Below are 23,842 nucleotides of genomic sequence, written 5' to 3'. Positions count from 1 at the left end.
CCCCCTTCTCTCAACTACTTTTTTTCCAAACCGCTCAAAATCATTTGAGTAAATTGCCGGCTGACTTCCTGAACGCTGTATTTCTTTTCCGGCTTGAACCATTTATAAAGCCAGCTGCACATCCCCAGAATCCCGTTAACGACCAACACAGGATCCAAATCCACGAAATCGTTGGTTTTCACCCCTTGAGCGTAAATATTTCTGAGAACACGGATGAATTCTCTTTCGCGGGCGGTAATCAACTCCGTGTGATCTTCGGACAATTCATATTTATCTTGAAAAAATACCGTGAAGAAATCGAGATTATTGGCAACCAACGCGGAATATTCTTCTATCACCATTCTCAATTTGTCTTTAGGATTCATGGAATTTTCTGCGATCCGATTCATGGAATCCAGCCCTAATTTCATCGTCCGTTGGAAAATTTCATATAGAATCTCCTGTTTACTATTGAAGTGATAATAGACAGCCGGTGCAGTAATTTCCAGACGATCGGCAACATCCTTCAAGGTTGCGCTTTTATATCCCTTTTCCTGAAATATCCTGGCCGCCTGGTCTATGATTTCCTCGCGACGGAGATGGTATTTCTGGCTTTTAGATCCCATGACTTTGAACACCTCTAAACGATATTTACTAGATGACATTCGGCTTCGAATGAACCAATACGACCGCCCTGGATTCCACGACCTCATGACCGTGCTGGTTCACGCATCGCCCTGCAAGCTCAACGAATCCCGCTTTCAGCTTCTCTTTATAGGTCAGGGCTTCGATGGTCCATCGGGTGGTTACGGTATCGTTGGCGAATACCGGCTTGAGGAATTTGCCGCTGATGTTCGTGTTGGCCACGGCTGTACCCGCAAAAAAGTTTCCCAACGACGACGCCATCACACCAAGCGTGAAGGGCCCGGGAAAAATCCGCTTTTGAAACGGGCCTTTTTGAACAAAGGTTTCATTGACATGCACAGGATTGAAGTCGCCAAACAAGGCACTTCCCAATACCAAGTGCGTTTCGGTCAATGTAACGGAGGAACCAAATGCATCGCCAACCTGCAAATCATCGAAATACTTGCCCTCGACAACACCAATAATTGCCATTATACCCTAACTTCCTTTCTTATTGTATCAAAGATTCGATACAAATCTCCAGAAATTTCAGTTGCTTTAAAAGATTCCAGGTCAATAAAGCGGTGATGGGTTTTGCCCGTGCAGATCAGTTTTTCTTGTTCCGCGCGGATGATTTTATATTCGCATTCGAAGCCTTTGGCCGATAAATGTTCGATTCGGGCATGAATGATCAGTTCGTCGTCCAATCTGGCCGGCGAAAGATAGGAAAACTCCGAGCGAATCACCGGTGTTGCCACATTGTATTGTTCCGCCATCCTTTTGTGCGACAGGTTATATTTGCGCAAGACTTGTGCTTGCGCTTTTTCTGCAAATGCCAAATATCTGGCAAAATAGACCACTCTGGCATAATCTACATCGTCAAAATCGACAACCAGCCGATACTCCAATCCAACCCCTCGCTTCATTATTCATAATCGTGGATATACTCCACATGGAAAGGATCCACCGTCATCACCAATTGTCTTGAAAGAGCCAACATGAGAATGGCTAAATTTTTGATGCCGGGCACATCATGCTGACAAAGCCGTTTAAGGTTCTCGTGCGTTTGAAATACCAATTCCTCCGTATTCATTTCCAGCTGCTTGCTCATGCTTGATTCGCCTCCCGATTCTTATTTTGCCTTATTTCGCCGTATAGAAAATGCGGTCGCGGTCTTTGCTGCGTTCGTCGGTCCAACGGCGGACTTTAAATTCAAAACGCGGCAAGCTTTCCTTCGCTTCCGTGACTTTCATCCGGACCCCGACTTTATGCCGGATCTGATCCTCCAATAAGCAGAGCATTTCCCGCTTTCTGTCCTCCGATACGAAGCTTTTGAATTCCAACGTGATCAACACCTCTTCCGTTCCGTTCTCCTCCATATACACCTTGCCCCGGTATTCTTCCACTTCATCATAATGGAACAGAATGGATTCGATAGCGGCAGGCCATACATTGACGGCCTTGATTTTGATCATGTCGTCGTATCGTGCGATGCTTCCGGCCTCAAAAGCATCGAAGGCGCGACCGCAGGAGCAGGTATGATGCGGCAGGAATACGACTTTGTCATCGGTCGAGAACCGGATCAGCGGAGCCGCTTCGCGATCCAGATTCGTCAATACGATTTCGCCTTCTTCCCCCGGCTTCACCGGCTCGCCGGTTTCCCGGTTGAGCACCTCGACATAGGACATGTGTTCGAAGATGTGAATATGGCCTCGAGTCCCGTTATGCAGAACCCCGTGCTCGCATGTAAACCCAAGTCCGCCGCCCTGCTGCGTTGAACCGTACATTTCAAAAAGCTTGGCGCCCCAGAAGGCTTCCATTTTCTCGACCCAGGCGGGGGAGTAGCATTCCGTAGCCAGCATAATGCTCTTGAGCTCCGGAAATTCCTTGCGCGGGTCAATGCCCATTTCGGTACAAAGCACGGATAACCGTGTCAGGTAGGCAGGCACGATGGTGATTTGATTCGGCTTGAAACGAAGCATCATTTTCAGTTTGTCCTCGGATCTTTGGGTGCCTACATGCATACTCAACACGCCTAGATGCACGTAGGATTGCGTCAACGAATCCGGACCCGCCAATTGTCCCGCCGAGCCGGGCCACGTATTGTAACAGGTATCTCCCCGGTTTACCCCGGACCAATGCAGACCCATCGCCCACGTTTGGCCTGCGTATTCCTGATCTGCTCGGCTTCGACCGTACACTTCCTGTCCCAATCCGGAGGTTCCGCTTGTCATATACAGACCGATCAATTGCTCCTTTTTCATCCATGTCCGGCTGCCGAAAGGCGGATTGGCCTGCTGATCGGCGACCAGATCTTGTTTGCTGATTCTCGGCACCTTGTTCCGGAAATCATCAAAATGATGGATATCGTCGGGTTTGATCTTGTGCCGGTCAAATAAATTCCGGTAAAACGGATTGCGCGCATATTGATGCTCCAGCAAAAATTTGAGCTTTTTCCATTGCAGTTGTTTGATTTCTTCCCGGGTCAGCTGTTCCAATTTCGGATTGAATAAGCGTCGGTTCATCTTCATTCCTCCACTATGTTGGATTTAATTACGCGCCCATATACATCTTTTGGATATCGGAATCTGCGGATAATTCGGAAGAGCTCCCTTCCTTCAACACTTTTCCGTGCGATAAGACATAGGATCGGTCCGATACATGTAAGGCGGCCTTCACATTTTGTTCCACCAGCAGAATCGAGATATGCTGATCCCGCAGCCTGCGGATGGTTTTGAAAATTTCTTTCGTAATAATCGGAGAGATCCCTAAGGAAGGCTCATCGAGCATCAGTAATTTAGGCTGTGCAATAAAGCCGCGTGCAATCGCGAGCATCTGCTGTTCCCCTCCGCTTAGCGTACCGCCTTTGTGATGGAGGCGTTCGTAAAGTCTCGGAAAGAGCTCGAACGCTTCCTTGATTTTCCGGGCTACCTTCTCCTTTTCCCTTCTCCAACGGAAGGCACCCAGCTCCAAATTTTCAATCACGGTAAGCTCCTTGATGACTCCCCTGCCTTCCGGCACATGAATCAGTCCGGCCTCGACTCTTTTGTAATCCGGCATATGGGTGATATCCCGGTCCATAAAGGTGATGCTGCCCTTGTAGGCGGGATTCAATCCGGATAAGGTTCGAAGCAGCGTTGTTTTGCCGCCCCCGTTCGCGCCTAAGATGCTGACGATTTCCCCTTCCATCACTTCCAGCTGTACCTGCTGCAAAACATGGATTTTGCCGTAGCCCGATTCCAGGTTTTCCACCCTAAGCACTGATATCCTCCTCTCCCATATAAGCCTGAATCACATCACGGTTGCGGTTAATGTCTTCCGGGGACCCCTCGGCGATTTTCTTTCCGTTATTCATCACCACAATGTCATCGGAGACCTCCATGACGAGTCCCATATGGTGCTCCACCAGCAAAATGGTTATGCCCATTTGGCGTATTTCGCGGAGAACGCCAACCAGGCGTTTGGTCTCGCTGTCATTTAAACCGGCGGCCGGTTCATCCAGCAGCAGCATCCTGGGTTTTGCCATCAAGGCTCTGGCTAACTCAAGCAACCGCTGATACCCGCAGGGAAGCTCGCTTGCCGGCGCGTGCAGCCAATCGGACAGCCCGATCTGGCCGCTCACCCGATGCGCTTCTTCCAACGCTTCTTGTTCTTCTTTACGGGAGATCATACTGCGTATACTGCTTCGGAGCATGCCCGCCTGGAAGCGCTTGTCATAGCCGACCAACAAATTGTCCAAAACGGTAAATCCGTTGCTGTCAAACATTTTGACGCCTTGAAAGGTCCGAATAATCCCGTAATGGGCGATCTGGTGCGGCTTTCTTCCCGTAATGGCCCGGTCTTCAAAAATCACTTGACCCTCCGTCGGGGCAAAATTCCCCGATATGATGTTGAACATGGTGGTTTTCCCCGCTCCGTTCGGGCCGATGAGGGCTTTAATGCTTCCTTTCTTGATGTCGAAGCTCACTTGATCCACTGCTTTCAAACCGCCAAACATTTTGGAAATCTTCTGTACCTGCAGCATCGAAACACCTCCATACCGTTGGGCTGATTCGGTCTCGTCACACTTTGCGCCGTTGAAAGAACCTTTTTTGTAAAATACCGTAGATGCCTTTAGGCATGAACAGCAAAATGACGATGAGCGCCGCCCCGGTCAGCAATATTTTATAATCCTTAAATGAATGCGTCGTTTCGACCAGCAGCACCCATACGAAGGATCCCAGCAGAGGACCGTAGATGACTCCGTGACCGCCAAGCAAGGACATGACAACCAAATCGACGGAAAGGGCCAAGCCGAAAATGTCTGGCGCGATAAAGCTCAAATAGTTGGCCATCACAAAACCGGCCGCAGCCGCATACATCGCGCTGACCACGAAAATCTGAAGCTTCACCTTCCCCGTATAAATGCCCAAGGCCGACGCCGCTTCTTCATTGCTTTGGATCGCAACCAAGGACCGCCCCGTGCGTGTTCGGGTCAGATTGCGGGCCAGAATAAATCCGACTCCGAAAATGACCCAGGCTAATATAAAATAGCCTCTTTCACCCAAGCTGTTCGAAAATACGGTCAAGGAATTTACGGACATTCCCGAAGAGCCGCCGGTGAGCGGGAACATCGATATCGCCAGCGCCTGAACCAGAAGGGCGAAACCCAGCGTGGCAATAGCCAGGTAATATCCTTCCAGCTTCAAAATCGGATAACCGATGATGAACGCCACAAGCGCTGAACCGATCAGAGCAATCATAAAAATGAGAACCGGATGTACGCCATGCTGGCTTAGTATGGCTGTAATATAGGCTCCAAGTGCGATAAAGCCTCCGTTGCCGAGCGAAATTTGTCCGCCGTATCCCATCAGCATTTCCAGGCCGGTGGCCGCTAAAGCGTAGATTCCTACAAAGGTAAGCATGCTGTACAGATAGTGATTGGGTGGAAGCACAGCGAGCATGATGGCGACCGGCACGATAACAACGGTCCAAACGGCGATTTGTTTTTTTCTCATCGCTTAAACCCTCCTACTAACCCTTTGGGCATAATAATGAGGAGCAGGAGCAAAAATACAAGCGTCATCACATCCTTGTACTCCGATGAAACGAATCCCGCCATATTGCTCTCGAATATCCCGAGCAGCAGTCCTCCCAGCAAAGCCCCGACCGGGCTTCCCAGCCCTCCGAGAATCGAGGCCACCAAACCCTTTACGACAAAGACAAGTCCCAAGGTATAATTCATCAGCAGCAGAGGCGCGATTACGACGCCGCTTATGGCGCCGATTGCACCGCTTAAACCAAAGGCGATCATTCTCATCTGGTTCACGCGGATGCCGGCAAGTCTTACGCTTTCAGGATTCGAGGAGCAGGCCCGGAACGCTTTGCCGTAATACGTTTTATGCAGAAAATAGTAAAGCCCGCCGTTGATCAGAACCATGACGGCAACAATCACCAGGACCTGGTACTGAATCGTAATGTCGCCCCATTTGACGGCGCCGGCCCAAACCGGCTCGGCCGTTTTGGACTGTTTGCCGAACACCAGCATGGAAATCCCTTGTAAAGTAATCATGATGGCCAAGGTCATGATAATTTGATTAATCAACGGCGAGGAAGAAACCGGCCTCATCAAGGAACGCTCGATGATCAGTCCGATGATTACCGCAATGAATACCGCTGCAATAAAAGCCAATACGGAAGGCATATAACCGCTGAGTACAATGAATGAAAGCGCTCCCATTGTAAAGTATTCGCCTTGGGACAAATTAATCACTTTGGAGATCGAAAAGACTAACGTAAATCCCATGCCGATCAAGCCGTAGATGCTGCCTAAACTGATTCCCGTGATCAGGCTTTGCAAGACATTGTCCATAGGAAATCCCCTTTAAAACATATTTACTCGAGCAAGGACCATTTATTATCACGGATCTCTACGATTCTCAACGTTTCCGGAGACAGTCCGATCCGGTTGTCTTTGGTAAATTTGAAGGTTCCGTTCACGCCGATTATGCTCTCCCCCCCGTTTTCCAAATAATCCTTGATCTTCTGCGGGTCGGTTCCAGCCTGTTTCAAAGCATGATAAGCGACATTTAATGCATCGTAACCGAAGCCTTCGATATAACCGGGTACATAGTTATGATCCTTTTGAAAACGGGAGATGAATGTTTCCAAGACTTGCTTTTGCGGATGATCGTCAGGAATTTGCTCGAATGCCGTAATAATTCCTCCGGCGGCCAGCACTTTATCATTATCGATTTTTCCGATCAAGTCCAGGAAAGCTTGTGTAGCTGAAGAATGGGGAGGCAGCATCGGCACATTCAGCCCGATTTCATCCATTTCTTTCCTTACCTTGACGGCAGGCTCCCCTGTCACGAACGAAATCACAGCATCCGGCTTGGCTGACATAATGGAAGTCAGCTGCGGCTTCATTTGGATATCGTTCATATTAAATGATTCTCGTTTGACGATATTGACTTTATACTTTTCCGCGTACCGGGCAATCGCTTTGTCTGCGATCTGTCCCAAGGCATCGTTGGGATTGAGGACACCGATATTGTTCAAGCCTTTATTGGCAAAGTACTGAAACTGACGCTCAATGACCTGATCCGTGGAATGGACGACCGCCCAGCCCCAGCCAATCTTCGGATCCGGGATGTAACCTCCCGACATCGAGATCATGGGAATTTTGGCGGATCCCGCCGCCTGCTCCGCAGCGTTGGAGGTCGGCGTGCCGTTCGGGCCGATGATCATCACGACCTTATCCTCATTGATCAGACGCTTGGCCCAACGGCTTGCCTCTTCCGGTTTGGATTGGTCATCGTAAACGATAATCTCAAGAGGATGGCCATTCACTCCTCCCGCTTCGTTGATTTGCTTTTTCAAGGTTTCAACGGCACGCTGTGTGCTTTGTCCCAGCCATCCGGCCGGACCCGTCAGAGAGAGTATTGTGCCGATTTTATAAGCTTCATTGCCCTTTGGTCCAGCGGATGGTTGGTCGGAGGCTGGATTCGTCTCTACCTGATGATTGGCGGACGGATTAGCGCATCCGGCTGCCGCAAGCATACAGATCATGATGAAAATAAAAGGAAGCTTGAACTTTTTCACCACTGCATTTCCCCCTCTATGGAAATATTTTTTAAATAAAGCGCTTTCTTTTTTGGGGTAAAAAAATAAGGGAACTGCAATCAACGTCCTGATGGATGAATGCGAGTCGGCTGTCAAAATACGATATTTCCAATGTCAGCTCGTCAAATTGGCATCAAGCCTCACCTCCTGTGATGATAAAATTTTAATGAACGTTAAGTAAAATATACTGTAGAAACTTCTCTTTGTCAATTGATTTTTCGCACTATTCTGATATTGATGTTTGTGACGGTTTGAGCTTGTTTGTCCATTCTCGTTTAATAAACAAAAGAGGCGAGCTCCTGCTCCCCCTTTCAGTGAATGATTATAATACTTCTTTATGCTTTATATCCAAAGGATTGCGAGACCTCTTTCATCATCTTTAATAAATATTGGCTTGTCACATCATCGATTTGCGTCGGGATCGTATGCGAAAAACCAACGACAACGATGACGGCGAGCAATCGCTTTTCAAAATTAAAAACCGGAAAGGCTATGGAGGATATGCTCGGAACCAGCGGTTCCTTCGCAAAAGATATAGCATTCTTACGGACAATTAAAATTTCGGATTCCAGACGATGCCTCTGTTCCTCGTCAAGCTTGTCCAACTGCTGCTGTTTCCATTCCCGGATGAGATGTTCTTCCATGAAAGCCGCAAAAACCTTTGCGGTGGCCGACATAATGGGAAGAAACGTGCCGATTTGAGCCCCGATGTTCAGTCCCTGCAGACTATTGATAATTTTCACTACCATCGGTCCATTGTGAGACCACGTCGTCAGCAGTACGGTGTTTTTGCAGGTCCGGTTGATTTCCTGAAGAAAAGGCGTCACCCGCTCGATCATGTTCTCCCGGTTGATCGCTTTCATACCGTACTCTACCAGCTTGCTCCCAAGAGTATACAGGCCGGTTTCCTTATCCCTGTAAAGCATCCCGATTTGAGTCAGCGTATTCAGATACTTGTACAAATTGCTCTTGGTGATTTTTGTTTTTTCGTATATCTCGTTGAACTTCAACGGTTTGTCATAAGAAGCGACTAATTCAAGGATCTCGTTGCCAACCTGCAAAGACTGAATTGTCGTACTTGTTTTGGAAGCAGCCATTTTAGACAACCCTTCTGTAATTGACCTCTGTATACAATATAAGATAATCATATCCAATGATCAATATCTCCCCATCACTTGACAGTTAAACGAGACGATCATCATCCCTGAGAAAGGCGTCCTTGATGATGCCGGATGTTGTCAACAGAACAGCCATGTCATTCCATCAGCTTATTCGGCAACCAGGTGGTTAGCGGCGACCAATAAGTAACCAGGAAAAGGATCACAAGCGCAACGATGAGAAAAGGAACAACCGATCGAATGAGCGTCTCAAACTTCACTTCGCCTACTGCCGAGGCAATGAATAAGCCTGCTCCGACCGGCGGTGTGAGCAGCCCGATGGTAGCGTTCAAACAAACGATAACGCCAAAATGGATCGGATCAATTTCGAACGCATGAACAAGCGGCATGAATATCGGCAATAACACAATCAAAACGGCCATCTCGTCCATAATAATACCGATAAGCAGCAGGAACAGATTCACCAGCAGTAAGAACACAAAAGGGCTCGAGGTCAGCGTTCCCATAAATTCGACGATTTTTTGCGGAATTTGTTCAAACGCCATGACCCATCCAAACAAGTTCGCCGTCGAAATCAGCAAGGTCACCGCAGAGGTGGATATGGTTGCACCCACTAATATTTTGGGAAAATGCTTGATTTTCAAGTCCCTGTAAACAAAGAATCCGATCAAAATCGCCAAGAAGCAAGCGAACGCCGCAGACTCGGTTGTTGTGAAAATACCGCTTAGAATCCCGCCCACAATGACAGCGGGAACCGATAAAGCCGGCAATACCTTAAAAAAACTGGAAACTATTTCTTTCCATAATGCTTTTTCGGATCTCGGAAAACTGTGCTTGTAGCCTAAATATGCGATTAAGAGAATAAAAGCTGCGGCAAGTAAAAGCCCCGGAATAATCCCCGCTATAAACATCTTGCCTATCGAAACTCCAGATCCTACAGAATAGATGATAAACAGCATACTGGGCGGAATGATAGGTCCCAACAGCGCAGCCGATGCCGTAGTTGCCGCCGCAAATGAACGGCTGTAGCCTTCCTTCTCCATCTCGGGAACCATGATCCGCGACATCATTGCCGTCTGGGCCGTCGCGGAACCAAGAATAGAGGCCAGGAACATATTCGCAATGATGTTGACGTAAGCCAATCCTCCGCGAAAGTGACCTACGAGCTTTTTCGAAAAATCGATTAATCTTCCGGTAATGCCGGCTGAGTTCATCAGCTCGCCGGCCAGCATAAAGAGCGGAATAGCCAACAGGCTAAAGCTTTCGACTCCTGAGTACAGACGCTGCGGAACATTATTGAACAGAACCATATTACCGTCCAGCCCGATATAGGCTACGCTAGTAATCCCAAGCACCAATGCGATGGGAATCTGAATGGCCAGCAGGGCGAAAAAAATGAGTAAAATAACCATTATATTCCCTCTCTACGTTGTTTTTGAAATACGCTTGCAAATAAATCCAACGAATGTATAGCCATAAATAACAGCCCCAGGGGAATGCCTATATAAGGAATGATCATCGGTAAGCCGACGGCCGGCGATTTTTGCAGCAGGATAGAGGGGTTCGTTATCCATTTCAAAGATAAGCCCAGAGCAAAAATGCAAAAGGCTAATGAAATAAAAAAAGCAATTCCCAAAAAGATGCGTCTTGTGTTTTCCGACAGCCTTTCCATAATAAAGCTTACGGCCGCCGCCTTGTTGGTTTTGATACTCATGCTTCCGCCAATGAAGGTCACCCATACTAAAGCGAATAAGCCAAATTCGTCCGACCAACTCAGAGGTGAATTTAAAAAATAACGAAATATAACCCCTAACATCAGGGAAGTGACCATAAACGACAATAACAGAATGGCTAATATTCGTTCTATGGAAAAGACGGCATCACTAAGTTTGCGAACGAAGGTCATACGTACAACTCCCTTGGATGAATATCATAAGCTCCCATAAGTCCGGGTAGAAAAGAGAGGTGATTCCGGACAAGGGAGAAAAGCAAAGCTTTCCCCCTCGCCGGATCATGAAATAAGAAACCAAGGCATCGCAACAGCTATAGACTACTTGTTCTGATTTTCCTGAATGAGCTCTTTAATCAATGCGTTGCTGGAATACTTGGTATAAAGTTCGTCGCGGACGGCCTTAAAGCTGTCATTATTGCTCAATTCAGAAACCGTTGCGCCTTTTGTTTTCAAATTATCCAGGTTCTGCTTTTCCAAATTGATCGATTCCTTGTTCCCCCAGTCCACAGCCGTTTTCATGGCTTCGGCTACTATTTTTTGATCTTCCGGCGACAAAGCTTCCAATTTCGTTTTGTTCGCGATCACAACCCCCGGCCACGCCATATGATTGGTCAGCGTAAAGTTTTTAGCGGTTTCATAATATTTTTCGGTCATCAAAGCATCAAGGTCAATATCGATCCCGTCGATCACGCCTGTTTGCAAAGCCGTATACACTTCCGGCAGAGGCATCGGAGTCGGACCGGCGCCTACGGCCTTCCAGAAATCTTGAATGGACGGGCTGCCGAGAATACGAATTTTTTTGCCCTTCAAGTCTTCCGGTTTGGTGACTGTCGTACTCTTCATCAAAATATGGCGGTTCCCCGCAAAAATATAGTCCATCCCGACAAGCCCCTGATTGCTCAAGCCATCCAAAATTTTCTTCGCCGCTGTGGAATTCCGCGCAGCCACAGCTTTCTCAATATCGCTGAACAGGAATGGCATGAACCAAGCATTGAATTCTTCCGAACGGGTACTCATGTAGGCGTTCGTTATAATCCCGAAATCGAGCGTGCCGGTCTCCAGCTGCTGCACCATGTCCTTTTCTGCCCCAAGTTGTCCCGCCGGGAAAGTCTCCACTTTCATTCGGCCGTTAGAACGCGCTTTCAATTCTTCATTGAACTTGTCGGCGGTCTTATGCCAAATGTGTGTAGGCTGCGTAATATGCGCCAGTTTGAACGTGTACGTTTTACCTTCCTCTCCTGCTGCTTGCCCTTCATTGGAGCTTTTGGTTTGCGTTCCGCCTCCGCAACCGGCAAGAATGAGAGATATGCTCAGCGTCGCAGCCAATACGAGTGAAAACGTCTTTTTCATAGTTTAAATTCCCCCTATAAATTGTTTTTTATAAATTCATTGCATCGGGCATCCAATGTTTCATGGTGATTTCATTGCAGGTTGAATGAACTCTTCCGTCATGAAGAAATCGCTTTCATATTACTTGCAACGATTGAAATTACGAAGGCTGCGGCATACAACAAGCATCCTGCCGGGTACTCTTTTCACTCCTTTCCTATGCCCGCAATCCCATCTCTTCTACCCAGCGCAAAGATTTCTCAGCATGTATCCTCCAATACTCTCCAACACCCGATAATTCGAAAACGCATACATCTTATCAAGTAATCATGGATCGGGATTAAATTGATTGGGACTAGATAACGATAATATGTGAATTAAGTTCTCTATGTTTATATTATATAACTATGTTATGAAGTTTCTGTCAACATTATTTTTTTTGAAGCAAGCCTCATCGCACCACGAATGACAGACGCTTCCAAAGCCTGCTTTTCTCGCCTGTAAACTACTGCTTTACGCAATAGAGACGATAGTTTTAAAAAATCGTTTGAAAAAATATTCATGTTTTGATATTGACAATCATCAGGCGGTCATCGTTATAATAGAAATATAAATGAGAACTTAATTCTCTATTTGTGGATTTCAATCCAACCGAGGTGATTCACAACCAGCGTTACTGTGTCATCCTTGATTGCTGACTATCCAAATCAAAGTGAGGTGAATCCCATTGAAAAAATTTCTCGTATTCATTGAACGCAAACCGGGCTTTTCCGGGAATTCCATACCGGAGCATCGTCAATTTATCCAAAGCTTGCGAGATAATGACATCCTGGTATCGGCCGGCGGTTTTAACGATCAAACCGGCGGTGCCTATGTCCTTCAAGCACATTCCCTTGAAAGCGCAACCCAAACCATGAAGCAAGATCCCATGTACATGGAGAACGAATGTATCTATACGATAAAGGAATGGAACGTTCAGTAAAATGTAAGGGCTTTAATTTTGGATATAAGGAGTTATAACCATGAAATTAGTGAGCTTTAGTTATAACGGGATTACCCGGATCGGCTGCATCGCAGACGAGCAGATCATCGATTTAAATTTGGCGTACCGCAGCATGCTTGAATCGCAAGGCGTCATCCGGGCCGAGCAAATCGCAGAAGCCTACATTCCTGCCAATATGGTTGAATTTCTTCAAGGCGGACAGCAAAGTCTCCAATTGGCCAAACAGGCGATCGAATATGTTCGGCAGAATGAGGCTGCCTTGAAATATAAGGCGGTTCACCCGACTTCAGATGTAAAATTGGAAGCTCCGGTGCTCAACCCCGGGAAAATGATTTGTGTCGGCCATAATTATCGCGAGCATATTTTGGAGATGGGACGCGGACTCCCCCCCGTTCCTGTCGTATTCGCCAAGTTCAGCAATACCATCATCGGCCCTCAGGATGATATTCCTTTCTTCCCGATCTCCGAGCAGCTTGACTATGAAGCGGAATTTGCTTTTGTCATTGGCAAGCGGGCCAGAAATGTATCGCAGGATCAGGCACTGGATTATGTAGCCGGTTACACGATCGTCAATGATGTGACATACCGCGATTTGCAGCGAAGAACCCTTCAATGGCTCCAGGGAAAAACCGTAGAAGGTACGGCCCCTATGGGTCCATGGTTGGTGACGAGCGACGAGCTTGATGATCCGACCGGCCTGGAAGTCGTGCTTACCGTCAACGGCGAAGAGCGTCAGCGTTCCAATACAAAAAATCTGGTGTTTACCGTTGCCTATTTGGTCGAGTTTTTATCCAACCTGATGACCCTCGAGCCGGGCGATGTGATTTTAACAGGCACACCGGGCGGCGTAGGCGTAGCCCGTGATCCTCAAGTGTTCTTGAAGGACGGAGACGTGGTTCGAATTGAAATCGACCGCATCGGGGCGTTGGAGAATCGGGTATCCAAAGTCGAAGGAGGACAATAAGCATGAGCATCCAAGAGGCGATCCGCTCCATCCATGACACGATAGATGACATGGTGCGCGTGTCCAAAGGATTATCCGAAGACATCATTCGCTGGAAGCCCGCCGAGGATAAATGGTCCGTGATCGAAGTATTGTGCCATGTGGAAGAAGCCACTCCTTTTTGGTTGAATGAAATTCAAGCGTTGGTGAAATCCCCGGGTATCGAGTGGGGACGCGGACTTCAGCATGAAGGCCGGTTAGCCGCCGTAGCTGCGGCCGGCGGGCGCTCCACCGGCGAGGTTCTTCAGGGCATTGAGAGCTCCAAGGCGCAAGTACAGGCGGTTCTCGGCACGCTTACCGAGGAAGATTTAAAGGCGGAGGCGCCGAGCCGCAACCCCCGCTTTGGAACCAAGCCGCTGCAATTTATTGTCGATCATCTGTTGGTCGAGCATCTCATCACCCACCTGAACCAAATCAACCGCAATATCGGACAGTATCGGGAAGCGCATTAAACCCTAAACCCTTTGGAGGTGTGGTCGCATGGCAGAAAAAATGGAATTTTTCCAAAGTCAAACCGTACAAGATTTTAATAAGGAAATTGAGAAGTACCATCTGGGACCTCTTTGGAATGCCATCCCTGACTTGATGCATAAACAGCCTACTCCGCAAGCCGTACCTTATCTGTGGAAATGGGAGACGCTGTACGCCAAGCTCATGGAAGCCAGAGAAATTTTCACGCCCGATCGCGGCGGTGAAAGAAGAGCCATCTATTTGCAAAACCCGGGATTAACCTACCGGCAGCCCTGGGGATGGGCTTCCACTACCCAAACCCTGTATGCGGCGGTTCAGTTAATCCTCCCTGGCGAAACCGCGCCGTCACACCGGCATACGCAAAGCGCTCTCCGTTTCATCATGAAAGGAGAAGGAGCTTACACTATCGTTCAAGGCGAACGCATCTTCATGGAAGAAGGAGATTTTCTGACCACGCCGGGAGGGCTTTGGCATGGCCATGCCCATCCCGGAAATCAGCCGATGATCTGGATGGATTGCCTGGATATACCGACCATCTACGCGATCGGCGGGACGTTCTTTGAAAATTACCCTGAAAGGATCGAACAGCCGAAGGTGCCGGATAATTATACCGCTCAACGCTATGAAGGCGGCATGGTTCGCCCCATCTCGGATCGCAAATCCCAGGCTGCGCCTCTGGGCTCTTTCAAATGGAAGCAGACCTTGGCTGCACTCGAAGGCTTAAGCCGGTTTGAACCGGACCCGTACGATGGCTATGCGGTAGAATATATCAATCCGTCCAACGGAAAAACAGCGAACCCGAACATTGCTTCCTGGATGCAGAAGCTTCCTAAAGGATTTCACTCCAAAGCGCACAGGCATACCAGCTCCACCATTTATCAGGTATTCAAAGGCACAGGTTATACCGTCATCAACGGGATTCGTTATGATTGGTCCCAAGGCGATTTCCTTGTCGTACCGAACTGGGCCTGGCACGAGCATGTCGCTGCGGAAGAATCTTATTTGTTCTCCGTTAGCGACCTGCCGATTATGGAGAAGTTTGATCTTCAACGTGAAGAACATTATGAAGAGAATCAAGGGAACCAGGAAATTGTGGATGAATTTAAACCTCTGTTACCTTAACTCGCAAGTTCCGGATTCATTCCCTTATCCGCTTTAATTTAAATCAACATTATTAGAGGAGCATACCGTTATGACGAAAGAAATAAACGTTCCGTTCCTGATCGTTGGCGGCGGCATCGGCGGTCTCGCGACTGCGCTCGGTGTTACCCAGACGGGTCGATCCGTACATGTGCTAGAGCAAGCGCCTGAATTCGGCGAGATCGGCGCAGGTATCCAGCTGGCGCCAAATGCTACGGCGGTATTAGACAAACTGGGGGTACTTGATGCCATATCGGAATATGCGGTCTTTCCGAAACGTTTGGTGCTGATGGATGCCTTTACCGGAAAAGAACTTAGCGCGCTTAGTCTTGGCGAGGCCTTCCTCGAGCGTTACGGTTATCCGTACATCGTGCTGCACCGTTCCGATTTGCACAAGGCTTTGCTTGATGCTTGCCGGGCTAACGACCAGATTACGCTGGTGAACAACCAAGTGGTGCAATCTGCCGAGAATGTCGGCGAGAAGGTCCGGGTTACCTGCTCCGACGGTACAACCTACCTCTCCGGCGCAGTGATCGGAGCTGACGGACTGTGGTCTAATACACGCAAACTGTTCAGTCCCGACAAGCCCGTCTGCTCGCAATATGTAGCTTACCGCGGCGCGATCCCTATGTCTGAGATTACTCCGAGCGCCGACCTGGATGATGTCATCATGTGGATCGGCCCTAACCTCCACCTTGTCCAGTACCCTGTACGCCGGAAGGAGCTTTACAACCAAGTGGTTGTATTCAAAAGCTTCCGATACAAGGAAGATTCCGATGACTGGGGCACACCGGAGGAGTTGGATGAGCATTTCGGCACATGCTGCGAGCCTGTACGCCATGCCGTGACCTTCATTCAACGTCAGCGCCGCTGGCCGATGTATGACCGGGAGCCGATCGGTAACTGGACGGCGGGACGCATTACCCTGCTCGGAGACGCCGCCCACCCTATGCTGCAGTATCTCGCTCAAGGCGGTTGCCAGGCCTTGGAGGATGTTGCATGTCTGACCGAATCTCTCCGCAAGTACGGCAACGATACGGAAAAGGCTTTCCTGGCCTATCAGGAGGAACGCATTCCACGCACGGCGGAAGTGCAGCGCAGCGCCCGCCTGTGGGGCGAATTCCTCCACACCGGAGACGCCATGGCCATCCTTCTGCGGAACAGAATTCTAGCCGGGCGAAGCGCTGACGACTTCAGTGTTTCCGACTGGCTCTACGGCCGCAGATACATGTAAATGTTCTTTATAAGAAACAACAGGTTGTGACAATATCGCGGCCTGTTGTTTCGCAAGCTATTCCATTACAAATCGACCAGTGATCTTTTGCAGATTGCCGGAAATGCTTTTGAGCAATTCCGCTTGTTCAGCAATGAGTTCCGTAGCCATATGATGCTGTTCTCCGTTGACCGCCATGGATTGCGCAGATGCGGTAAACTGCTGGGATATATCCCAAATCGTCTTTATCCTGTCTTCCATAGAATGGAGTCCCAGCTGAATTTCACGCATTTCCGCGGAGTGAACGACCGCTTGTTCGGCCGTCCGGCTGCATTTGTCGGCGACATTGCGAATCATATCGTTCAATTCGCCCAGCGTGCGGATTCCCCGTTCTACAGCAAACTGCCCCGCTTTCACACTGGCTGCGGTTTCTTTCGATTTCAGCGCCATATTATGCGTCAGCTCTATCGCGCGATCCGCCACCTCATTGGATGTAGCGGCAAGCTTGCGCACTTCATCGGCTACCACCCCAAATCCCCTGCCCTCTTCCCCGGCTCTTGCCGCTTCAATCGCCGCGTTCAACGCCAACAAATTCGTCTGTTCGGCGATTTCCCGTATGTAAGTTATGAACTCTCTCATTTCTTGCGATTGCCGCTCCAGCTCTTCCATAGATGAAACACTCTGCTTGCTCGTTTCATGCAAATCATTCATTTCCTTGCGCATCTCCAATGTTTTCTCCAGTCCCATATGAGAGGACGCCCGTGCCTCCTCGGATATCCTGCCGGAAAGCTCCAATTCTTGACCGGCCCGGCTGACCAGCTCTTGAATCTGGTTCATCAAGCTGCTGTTTTGTTCTATGAGCTCCAGCTGGTCGGTTGCTCCCGCGCTCACTTCCTGCATACTTGCCGACAGCTGCTCGGCCGAGGAAAGAAGCCGGCGAAGTTCATCCGCCTGTTCGGAGCCGATGGTATTGACGGTCGCTGAAACCTCCTTCATCTCCGACAAAATCGTTCTCATGCCGATGACAATTTTGTTAATTTCAAATGAAACCTGCCCGAGCTCATTGCGCCTGGAGCCTGCCGGAACGGGCATGAGCTTGCCTGAAGAGATCGCCTTCATCCTTTCCGTCCAGTTTTTTATTCCCTGAAAAACGGTTTGCTGTAAGTAAACGCTTACAAGCAAGAATGACGCCAACAACAGCAAACTCAGCCATACGCGTTCGCCCGCCGAATCGGCCAACCAAAGTCCGCCCAATCCGATGAGCAGAGGAATGCCGAATAAGCTATAAAACAGGGTCCGAAACGATAAAGACTGCACAACTACGCCTAACCGCAAATTATACGGCGAATCCTTCCTTCCGGGAATGTTCACCGGAACCGCTGCATCCAATAAGACCTCTCCTGTATTCCGGTGGTAAATCTGGGTTAACGGTTCGCTCGTTTGAGCGGCCGCCAGGCCGACGGTGTCGTTGAAGATCGTGCCCTCCCGGAGCCGATTGGTATGCAGGACGGAAAGACCCTGATGCTCTACGAGCAAAAAGTATTCGTCATGCTGAAGACCATTGTCGAGCAGCGCCCGAATTTCTTCCGACCTTTCGGACAAATCATGTCCCTCCAAAAGCTTGCCGATCTCTGCCGCCATGGATTGTACTTTGGCTAATGCGCGATGTTCCAGCTGTTTAGGTATTTTCACATGGAATGCCCCCTTCGCTTTGCCAGCGCTATAATAGATGAAGCCATAATCCCTATACCTGTTATCGGATGTGGATATGGATAAATTTAGCATTTATTTTGCGGTCCATAAGAAAAAAGGGCGAATCCCAAAGCATACATCCGCTTCGGGAACAGCCCAAACATCGCATTAATCCTCAATAGTGGAAAGATCTCCTGTCGGAAGGCCTAACTCCTGGGCCTTCAATACCCTGCGCATGATTTTGCCGGATCTTGTCTTGGGCAGCTTGCCTACCACCTCGATTTCCCGTGGGGCCGAATGTGCGGAAAGCCCGTTGCGCACAAATAAACGAATTTCCTCCAGCAGCTCCGGCGTTTCGCGATAACCCTCGCGCAAAGAGATGAATGCTTTGATGATCTCGCCGCGAATCGGATCGGGCTTACCGATCACGCCCGCTTCCGCCACAGCGGGATGCTCCACGAGTTTGCTTTCCACATCGAACGGACCGACCCTTTCGCCCGATGTGTTGATCACATCGTCCACGCGGCCTTGGAACCAGAAGTAACCGTCTTCGTCACGGTAAGCGGAGTCGCCTGAAATGTACCAGCCCTTCAAACGGAAATACTCTTCATATTTGGCCGGGTTGTTCCAAATCTTGCGCATCATGGACGGCCACGGGGTACGGATGGCCAGATTGCCCAGGCGATACGGCGGCAGTTCATTGCCCTGGTCATCGACAATCGCCGCTTGAATGCCCGGGAACGGCTTGCCCATCGATCCCGGACGCATATCCATACATGGGAAATTAACAATCATATGCGCACCGGTTTCCGTCATCCACCATGTATCGTGAATTCGTTTGCCGAATACTTTCATTCCCCAGCGGATCACTTCGGGGTTTAGCGGTTCGCCCACGGAAAGCACATGACGAAGCGTGGATAAATCGGACTTTCTTGCCACTTCATCGCCCGCAGACATCAGCATCCGAAACGCCGTCGGCGCGCTGTACCAAACCGTAACCTTGTAATCCTCAATCGTCTGATACCAGCGCTCGGGAGAAAATCGTCCGCCGCGGATCAGATTGGTCGCCCCGTTCAACCATGGGGCAAATATACCGTATGTGGTTCCGGTCACCCACCCTGGATCGCCAGTACACCAGTAAATATCGTCATCCTGCAGGTCCAGCACCCATTTGCCGGTAATGTAATGCTGGATCATGGCTCCGTGAACGTGGAGCACGCCTTTGGGCTTGCCCGTCGATCCGGATGTATAGTGCAATATGAAGGGATGTTCAAGATCAACCCATGCAATGTCCAATTCGTCGGACGCTTCCGCCATCTCCTGACGGTAATCGATTTCTCCCGGAAGCCATTGCTCCTGTTCATCGACAACAATGACATATTTCAAGTGCGGGAGCTTATCGCGCGGAATACGCTGCTTCAACGCGGAGGTTGTGACAATGGCCACTGCTTCGGCATCGGCGAGCCGGTCCAGTACAGCCCCTTCCATAAAGGCTTCGAACAAAGGGCCGACGATTGCGCCGATCTTGATCGTTCCTATGATACCCGTATAAATCTCCGGGTTCCTCGGCATGAAGAAAAAGACACGGTCTCCTTGACCAATGCCCAGCTTCAGCAGCAAATTACCGAACCGGTTGGAGATTTGGCTGAGCTGCTCGAATGTATATTTTTCCTTACGCGCGTCATCCTCATAAATTAAGGCCGTTTTATTCTTTAGAGACCCTTGCGCATGGCGGTCGATCGCCTCGTAGGCCAAATTGCAATTGCCTGTTTGATGCCAAGTAAATTGAGTCTTGATTTCGTCCCAGCGAAACGTACTGTAAGCGGATTCGTAGGATTGCAGATTATACCTCCCTTTCACACTTGGAATCGTTTCGACAAGTTGGCGTTCTGTCATGAAACCAGCCCCTTAACCAATATTGAAAGCGCTTTATACCGATTATACACGGATTTGCTGATTATAGTGAAAAACGCGCGCGAATCGTTAAAAAAAGGGTATGAAACGTAAAAAAACAATCCTGTACGGGTACTACGAATGGTTAGAAACAGGAAAGACACCAAAAGATCGTTTTCATCCAATATCCGTGATCCGGATGGAAAACGATCGCTTTTCCCGTTCTGCCTCAGTACATATTTTTCCCGTAAAATATTTCGTCCATCTCCATATTCAAGCTTTCCGTTATATCCTTTTGCTTCTCCGGACTCAGCTTGTCTTTCGTATATCCAAACAAATAATTGTTCAAATCAAATGCTTTGAGCTTGCATTTCGTATGGAAAATATTTTCCTGATATACATTGACGTCAATCATGTCATATAAGCTTTTGATTTCCTCCGGAATGTAATTTTGGATGGAGCTGATCTCGTGATCGACGAATAATTTGTGGCCGTTGATATCTCTCGTGAAGCCGCGAACCCGGTAATCGATCGTCATAATGTCCGTATCAAACGAATGAATCAAATAATTCAGCGCTTTGAGCGGCGAAATTTCCCCGCAGGTAGACACGTCGATGTCCGCCCTAAACGTACTGATCCCTTCATCCGGATGGTATTCGGGATACGTATGAACCGTAATATGGCTTTTGTCCAGCTGCATGACGACCGTTGCCGGGAGAGGTCCGGGCGATTCCTCGAACGATTCCGTCGGGGCTTCTTCCACCGGTCCCTCCGAAATCAGCAAAGTCACACTGGAGCCCTGGGGGATATAATCCTGCTTTGCGATATTCAAGACGTGCGCGCCTATAATATCGGATACGTCCTTGAGAATGCTGGTCAATCGGTCGGCATTATATTGTTCATCTATATATTTCAGGTAAGCTTCGCGTTCTTCTTTTGTTTCCGTATAGCAAATGTCATACATATTAAAGCTTAACGATTTGGTAAGATTATTAAAGCCATGCAATTGGATTCGCTGCTCCGGCGTTAGCTTCATCACGAATTTCCCCTTATTCTTGAGATTCAATGAATACTATTCCCTTTTTCCTGTTTACCCATTCTTTTCCCTTTAGGACATGGTAAAGAAAATAATGTTCATTTTTTTTGAATCGTTTCTGTCGGATCCGGTCGTTTTCGGTTGTTTGAGGAATACCATGATTTCATTCACGTAAACAATCCTGACAAAAGAAGGGGGAGCCCGATGATACATTTCCATCAGGTCAATAAACATTACGGCCAATTTCATGTGCTGAAGGATATTAACCTATCGATAAAACAAGGCGAAGTCGTTGTTGTCATTGGTCCTTCCGGTTCCGGGAAAAGCACGATGGTTCGCTGCATCAACCGATTGGAAACGATCACAGACGGCGAATTGATTGTCGACGGTGTTAGAATCAATGACAAGTCGACGGACATCAATAAATTGCGCCGGAACATCGGAATGGTGTTCCAGCATTTTAACTTATACCCGCATAAAACCGTACTTGAAAATATTACTCTCGCTCCCATGAAAGTAAACGGGATATCCAAAGAGGAAGCGGAAAAGACCGCCATGTTTTACCTTGAGAAAGTCGGTATACCCGATAAAGCGAATTCGTATCCGTCTCAGCTGTCCGGCGGCCAGCAGCAGCGTGTCGCCATTGCGCGCGGTCTTTCGATGAAACCGAAAATCATGCTGTTCGACGAACCGACGTCGGCACTCGATCCGGAAACCATCGGGGAAGTCCTCGACGTGATGAAAAAGCTGGCGCGCGAAGGCATGACCATGGTCGTGGTCACCCACGAAATGGGATTCGCCAAAGAAGTCGCCGACCGGGTCGTGTTTATGGACCAGGGTCAAATTATTGAAGAAGCACCGCCGGCTGAGTTTTTTGCCAACCCGCGCGAAGAACGGGCACGCTTATTCCTCAGCCGTATCTTAAACCACTAATTCAGGTAAAGGAGAGGTTCGCAATGAAACGTTGGGGTAAAATGATGAGTATTGCTTTAACCGCCGTATTGGCCATGGGCACTTTGGCAGCCTGTAGCAAGCCGTCTGACCAGGAAGCGCAAGGAACGATCGCGAAAATCAAAGAGCAGGGCAAAGTTATCGCCGGTGTGAAGTATGACCTGAATTTGTTCGGATTAAAAGATCCGTCTACCGGCCAGGTTCAAGGCTTGGACATCGATATCGCGAAAGCCATAGCCAAGAAAGTGCTTGGTGACGAGAACGCGATCGAGCTTAAGGAAGTGACCTCCAAAACGCGGATTCCCATGCTGAAAAACGGCGAAATCGATATGATCGTGGCGACGATGACGATTACGGAGGAGCGCAAGCAGGAGATCGATTTCTCCGACGTCTATTTCACAGCGGGGCAATCGCTTCTTGTTCCGGCTAACAGTCCAATAACATCGGTCAAGGATCTGACGAAAGCTTCCAAGGTGCTTACGGCAAAAGGCTCCACGTCCACCAAAAACGTTCGCGAGGCGGCGCCGGACGCGCAAGTGCTTGAATTCGAAAACTACGCCGAAGCGTTTACTGCATTGAAAGCCGGCCAAGGCGACGCATTGACGACCGATAACGCTCTTCTGTTCGGTATGGCAAAGCAGGATCCGAACTTCAAGGTATTGGACGAAACGTTCACGGAAGAGCCGTACGGCATTGGTATCCGTAAAGGCGATACCGAGTTTGTGAACCTGGTGAACGAAACCTTGAAGGAATTGAAGGAAAACGGTCAATACGATGCCATTTACGAGAAATGGATCGGCAAAAAACCGACGAAGTAATAAAAGCCGAGGGGATGAGCGCAAGCCGCTGGTCTCCTCTATGCTTTCAAACGGGATGTAAGGAGGGAACTTAGGGATATGTTTATTGATTTTACGGTCCTGACCGACAATATAGACCGCTACATGATCGGCTTCGGCGGAACCGTCGCAGCAAGCGTGATATCCCTCATTGCCAGTTTTATTCTCGGCACGGTGATTGCGGTGTTTCGAATTACCCCTTTTAAGCCGCTTCAATGGTTCGGCACGGCCTATGTTGAATTTATTCGGAATATTCCTTTGCTGCTGATTGCTTTTTTCGTTCTGGTCGGACTTCCAATCCTGACGGGCGTTGTCCTGGTTCCGTTCGTGACCGGATTGGTTGCCTTAACCGTATATACCTCCGCCTTTATCACGGAAGCGATTCGCGCCGGTATTCAGACGGTGCCTAAAGGTCAGATGGAAGCCGCACGCTCATCCGGCTTAACCTACCTTCAAGCCATGTGGCACATCATCTTGCCGCAGGCCATTAAAATAGTGATTCCGCCGCTCGGCAACCAGTTTTTGAACCTAGTGAAAAACTCTTCGATCTTTACGGTTTTGTCCGCGTCGGATCTCATGTATCAAGCTGATTTGATTAATTCGGATACCTTCGATACGTTCAGCTCCTATATCTTTGCTGCGTTATTTTACTTGATTTTGACCATTCCACTCAGCTACGGCGTGCGATATCTGGAACGCAGGTACGCGGGGAATTAAA

The 23,842-nt window shown here is 48.8% G+C and carries 25 protein-coding genes; 8 read left to right on the top strand and 17 right to left on the bottom strand.

Translation table 11 applies throughout. From position 1 onward, the window contains the following. Positions 1 to 14 precede the first annotated feature (14 nt). The 14 genes from BLT35_RS17215 to BLT35_RS17150 all read right to left on the bottom strand — a co-directional run bounded on the left by BLT35_RS17215 (position 15) and on the right by BLT35_RS17150 (position 11,907). Positions 15 to 605 (bottom strand): TetR/AcrR family transcriptional regulator, encoded by a 591-nt coding sequence (locus BLT35_RS17215; RefSeq protein WP_062410793.1) that lies wholly within the window; start codon positions 603 to 605, stop codon positions 15 to 17. Positions 606 to 633: 28 nt separating this feature from the next. Next, complete coding sequence (locus BLT35_RS17210; protein ID WP_054818466.1) at positions 634 to 1,095, bottom strand: MaoC family dehydratase; 462 nt, start codon at positions 1,093 to 1,095, stop codon at positions 634 to 636. After that, positions 1,095 to 1,529, bottom strand: a complete 435-nt coding sequence (locus tag BLT35_RS17205; protein ID WP_062410791.1) for an acyl-CoA thioesterase — start codon at positions 1,527 to 1,529, stop codon at positions 1,095 to 1,097. Before BLT35_RS17205 ends, BLT35_RS17210 begins: the two co-directional genes overlap by 1 nt. Then, positions 1,529 to 1,714 carry a hypothetical protein gene (locus tag BLT35_RS17200; protein WP_054818464.1) on the bottom strand — a complete coding sequence of 62 codons (186 nt, stop codon included), beginning with the start codon at positions 1,712 to 1,714 and terminating at the stop codon, positions 1,529 to 1,531. The genes BLT35_RS17205 and BLT35_RS17200 overlap by 1 nt, the downstream gene beginning before the upstream one ends. Before the next feature lie 31 nt (positions 1,715 to 1,745). Next, complete coding sequence (locus BLT35_RS17195; protein WP_074729119.1) at positions 1,746 to 3,128, bottom strand: phenylacetate--CoA ligase family protein; 1,383 nt, start codon at positions 3,126 to 3,128, stop codon at positions 1,746 to 1,748. Between the two features lie 28 nt (positions 3,129 to 3,156). Beyond that, the gene (locus tag BLT35_RS17190) at positions 3,157 to 3,864 is read right to left on the bottom strand and encodes an ABC transporter ATP-binding protein (protein WP_054818462.1); all 708 of its coding nucleotides are present in this window, start codon (positions 3,862 to 3,864) and stop codon (positions 3,157 to 3,159) included. Further along, positions 3,857 to 4,627, bottom strand: coding sequence for an ABC transporter ATP-binding protein (locus BLT35_RS17185; protein ID WP_062410789.1), 771 nt, complete (start codon positions 4,625 to 4,627; stop codon positions 3,857 to 3,859). Before BLT35_RS17185 ends, BLT35_RS17190 begins: the two co-directional genes overlap by 8 nt. A gap of 37 nt (positions 4,628 to 4,664) precedes the next feature. Beyond that, complete coding sequence (locus BLT35_RS17180; RefSeq protein WP_074729116.1) at positions 4,665 to 5,600, bottom strand: branched-chain amino acid ABC transporter permease; 936 nt, start codon at positions 5,598 to 5,600, stop codon at positions 4,665 to 4,667. Continuing rightward, positions 5,597 to 6,454: a branched-chain amino acid ABC transporter permease gene (locus BLT35_RS17175; RefSeq protein WP_062410787.1), complete on the bottom strand. Its 858-nt coding sequence runs from the start codon at positions 6,452 to 6,454 to the stop codon at positions 5,597 to 5,599. Before BLT35_RS17175 ends, BLT35_RS17180 begins: the two co-directional genes overlap by 4 nt. Before the next feature lie 23 nt (positions 6,455 to 6,477). Beyond that, entirely contained in the window at positions 6,478 to 7,686 is a 1,209-nt protein-coding gene (locus tag BLT35_RS17170) for an ABC transporter substrate-binding protein (protein ID WP_137671135.1), read from the bottom strand. 356 nt (positions 7,687 to 8,042) lie between these two features. After that, on the bottom strand, positions 8,043 to 8,804 hold the full coding sequence (locus tag BLT35_RS17165; protein ID WP_074729114.1) for an IclR family transcriptional regulator: 762 nt from the start codon (positions 8,802 to 8,804) through the stop codon (positions 8,043 to 8,045). 158 nt (positions 8,805 to 8,962) lie between these two features. Beyond that, a complete protein-coding gene (locus tag BLT35_RS17160) occupies positions 8,963 to 10,237 on the bottom strand; it encodes a TRAP transporter large permease (RefSeq protein WP_062410784.1) in 1,275 nt (424 codons plus the stop codon). Further along, the gene (locus BLT35_RS17155) at positions 10,237 to 10,641 is read right to left on the bottom strand and encodes a TRAP transporter small permease (protein ID WP_254611164.1); all 405 of its coding nucleotides are present in this window, start codon (positions 10,639 to 10,641) and stop codon (positions 10,237 to 10,239) included. The genes BLT35_RS17160 and BLT35_RS17155 overlap by 1 nt, the downstream gene beginning before the upstream one ends. A 234-nt stretch (positions 10,642 to 10,875) precedes the next feature. Continuing rightward, a complete protein-coding gene (locus tag BLT35_RS17150; protein WP_074729112.1) occupies positions 10,876 to 11,907 on the bottom strand; it encodes a TRAP transporter substrate-binding protein in 1,032 nt (343 codons plus the stop codon). Between the two features lie 706 nt (positions 11,908 to 12,613). Here BLT35_RS17150 and BLT35_RS17145 point away from each other — a divergent pair. The 5 genes from BLT35_RS17145 (at position 12,614) to BLT35_RS17125 (ending at position 16,737) form a co-directional block, all read left to right on the top strand. After that, positions 12,614 to 12,868: a YciI family protein gene (locus tag BLT35_RS17145; RefSeq protein WP_062410781.1), complete on the top strand. Its 255-nt coding sequence runs from the start codon at positions 12,614 to 12,616 to the stop codon at positions 12,866 to 12,868. A 40-nt stretch (positions 12,869 to 12,908) separates the two neighbouring features. Further along, positions 12,909 to 13,853 carry a fumarylacetoacetate hydrolase family protein gene (locus tag BLT35_RS17140; protein ID WP_062410780.1) on the top strand — a complete coding sequence of 315 codons (945 nt, stop codon included), beginning with the start codon at positions 12,909 to 12,911 and terminating at the stop codon, positions 13,851 to 13,853. 2 nt (positions 13,854 to 13,855) lie between these two features. Further along, positions 13,856 to 14,344, top strand: a complete 489-nt coding sequence (locus BLT35_RS17135; RefSeq protein WP_062410779.1) for a DinB family protein — start codon at positions 13,856 to 13,858, stop codon at positions 14,342 to 14,344. A gap of 28 nt (positions 14,345 to 14,372) precedes the next feature. After that, positions 14,373 to 15,485, top strand: a complete 1,113-nt coding sequence (locus BLT35_RS17130) for a cupin domain-containing protein (protein ID WP_062410778.1) — start codon at positions 14,373 to 14,375, stop codon at positions 15,483 to 15,485. A 70-nt stretch (positions 15,486 to 15,555) separates the two neighbouring features. Further along, positions 15,556 to 16,737, top strand: a complete 1,182-nt coding sequence (locus BLT35_RS17125) for an FAD-dependent monooxygenase (RefSeq protein WP_062410777.1) — start codon at positions 15,556 to 15,558, stop codon at positions 16,735 to 16,737. Positions 16,738 to 16,794: 57 nt separating this feature from the next. Here the strand turns inward: BLT35_RS17125 and BLT35_RS17120 are convergent, their stop codons facing one another. From BLT35_RS17120 to speD, 3 genes are all read right to left on the bottom strand, one after another. After that, positions 16,795 to 18,408 carry a methyl-accepting chemotaxis protein gene (locus tag BLT35_RS17120; protein ID WP_062410776.1) on the bottom strand — a complete coding sequence of 538 codons (1,614 nt, stop codon included), beginning with the start codon at positions 18,406 to 18,408 and terminating at the stop codon, positions 16,795 to 16,797. A 168-nt stretch (positions 18,409 to 18,576) separates the two neighbouring features. Further along, a complete protein-coding gene (gene acsA, locus BLT35_RS17115) occupies positions 18,577 to 20,304 on the bottom strand; it encodes an acetate--CoA ligase (protein WP_062410775.1) in 1,728 nt (575 codons plus the stop codon). A gap of 226 nt (positions 20,305 to 20,530) precedes the next feature. After that, on the bottom strand, positions 20,531 to 21,337 hold the full coding sequence (gene speD, locus BLT35_RS17110; RefSeq protein ID WP_062410774.1) for an adenosylmethionine decarboxylase: 807 nt from the start codon (positions 21,335 to 21,337) through the stop codon (positions 20,531 to 20,533). Positions 21,338 to 21,541: 204 nt separating this feature from the next. Between speD and BLT35_RS17105 the strand changes: the two genes are divergently transcribed. From BLT35_RS17105 to BLT35_RS17095, 3 genes are all read left to right on the top strand, one after another. Beyond that, positions 21,542 to 22,270, top strand: a complete 729-nt coding sequence (locus BLT35_RS17105; protein ID WP_054818444.1) for an amino acid ABC transporter ATP-binding protein — start codon at positions 21,542 to 21,544, stop codon at positions 22,268 to 22,270. Positions 22,271 to 22,344: 74 nt separating this feature from the next. After that, the gene (locus BLT35_RS17100; protein ID WP_235594381.1) at positions 22,345 to 23,106 is read left to right on the top strand and encodes a transporter substrate-binding domain-containing protein; all 762 of its coding nucleotides are present in this window, start codon (positions 22,345 to 22,347) and stop codon (positions 23,104 to 23,106) included. Between the two features lie 78 nt (positions 23,107 to 23,184). Next, positions 23,185 to 23,841 carry an amino acid ABC transporter permease gene (locus tag BLT35_RS17095; RefSeq protein ID WP_074729110.1) on the top strand — a complete coding sequence of 219 codons (657 nt, stop codon included), beginning with the start codon at positions 23,185 to 23,187 and terminating at the stop codon, positions 23,839 to 23,841. Position 23,842 lies beyond the last annotated feature (1 nt).

It is taken from the genome of Paenibacillus naphthalenovorans (genome assembly GCF_900099895.1).
Classification (GTDB): Bacteria; Bacillota; Bacilli; order Paenibacillales; family NBRC-103111; genus Paenibacillus_G; species Paenibacillus_G naphthalenovorans.
Note: the sequence above shows the minus strand (reverse complement) of the source record. Positions and strands in the feature narration are given on the sequence as shown.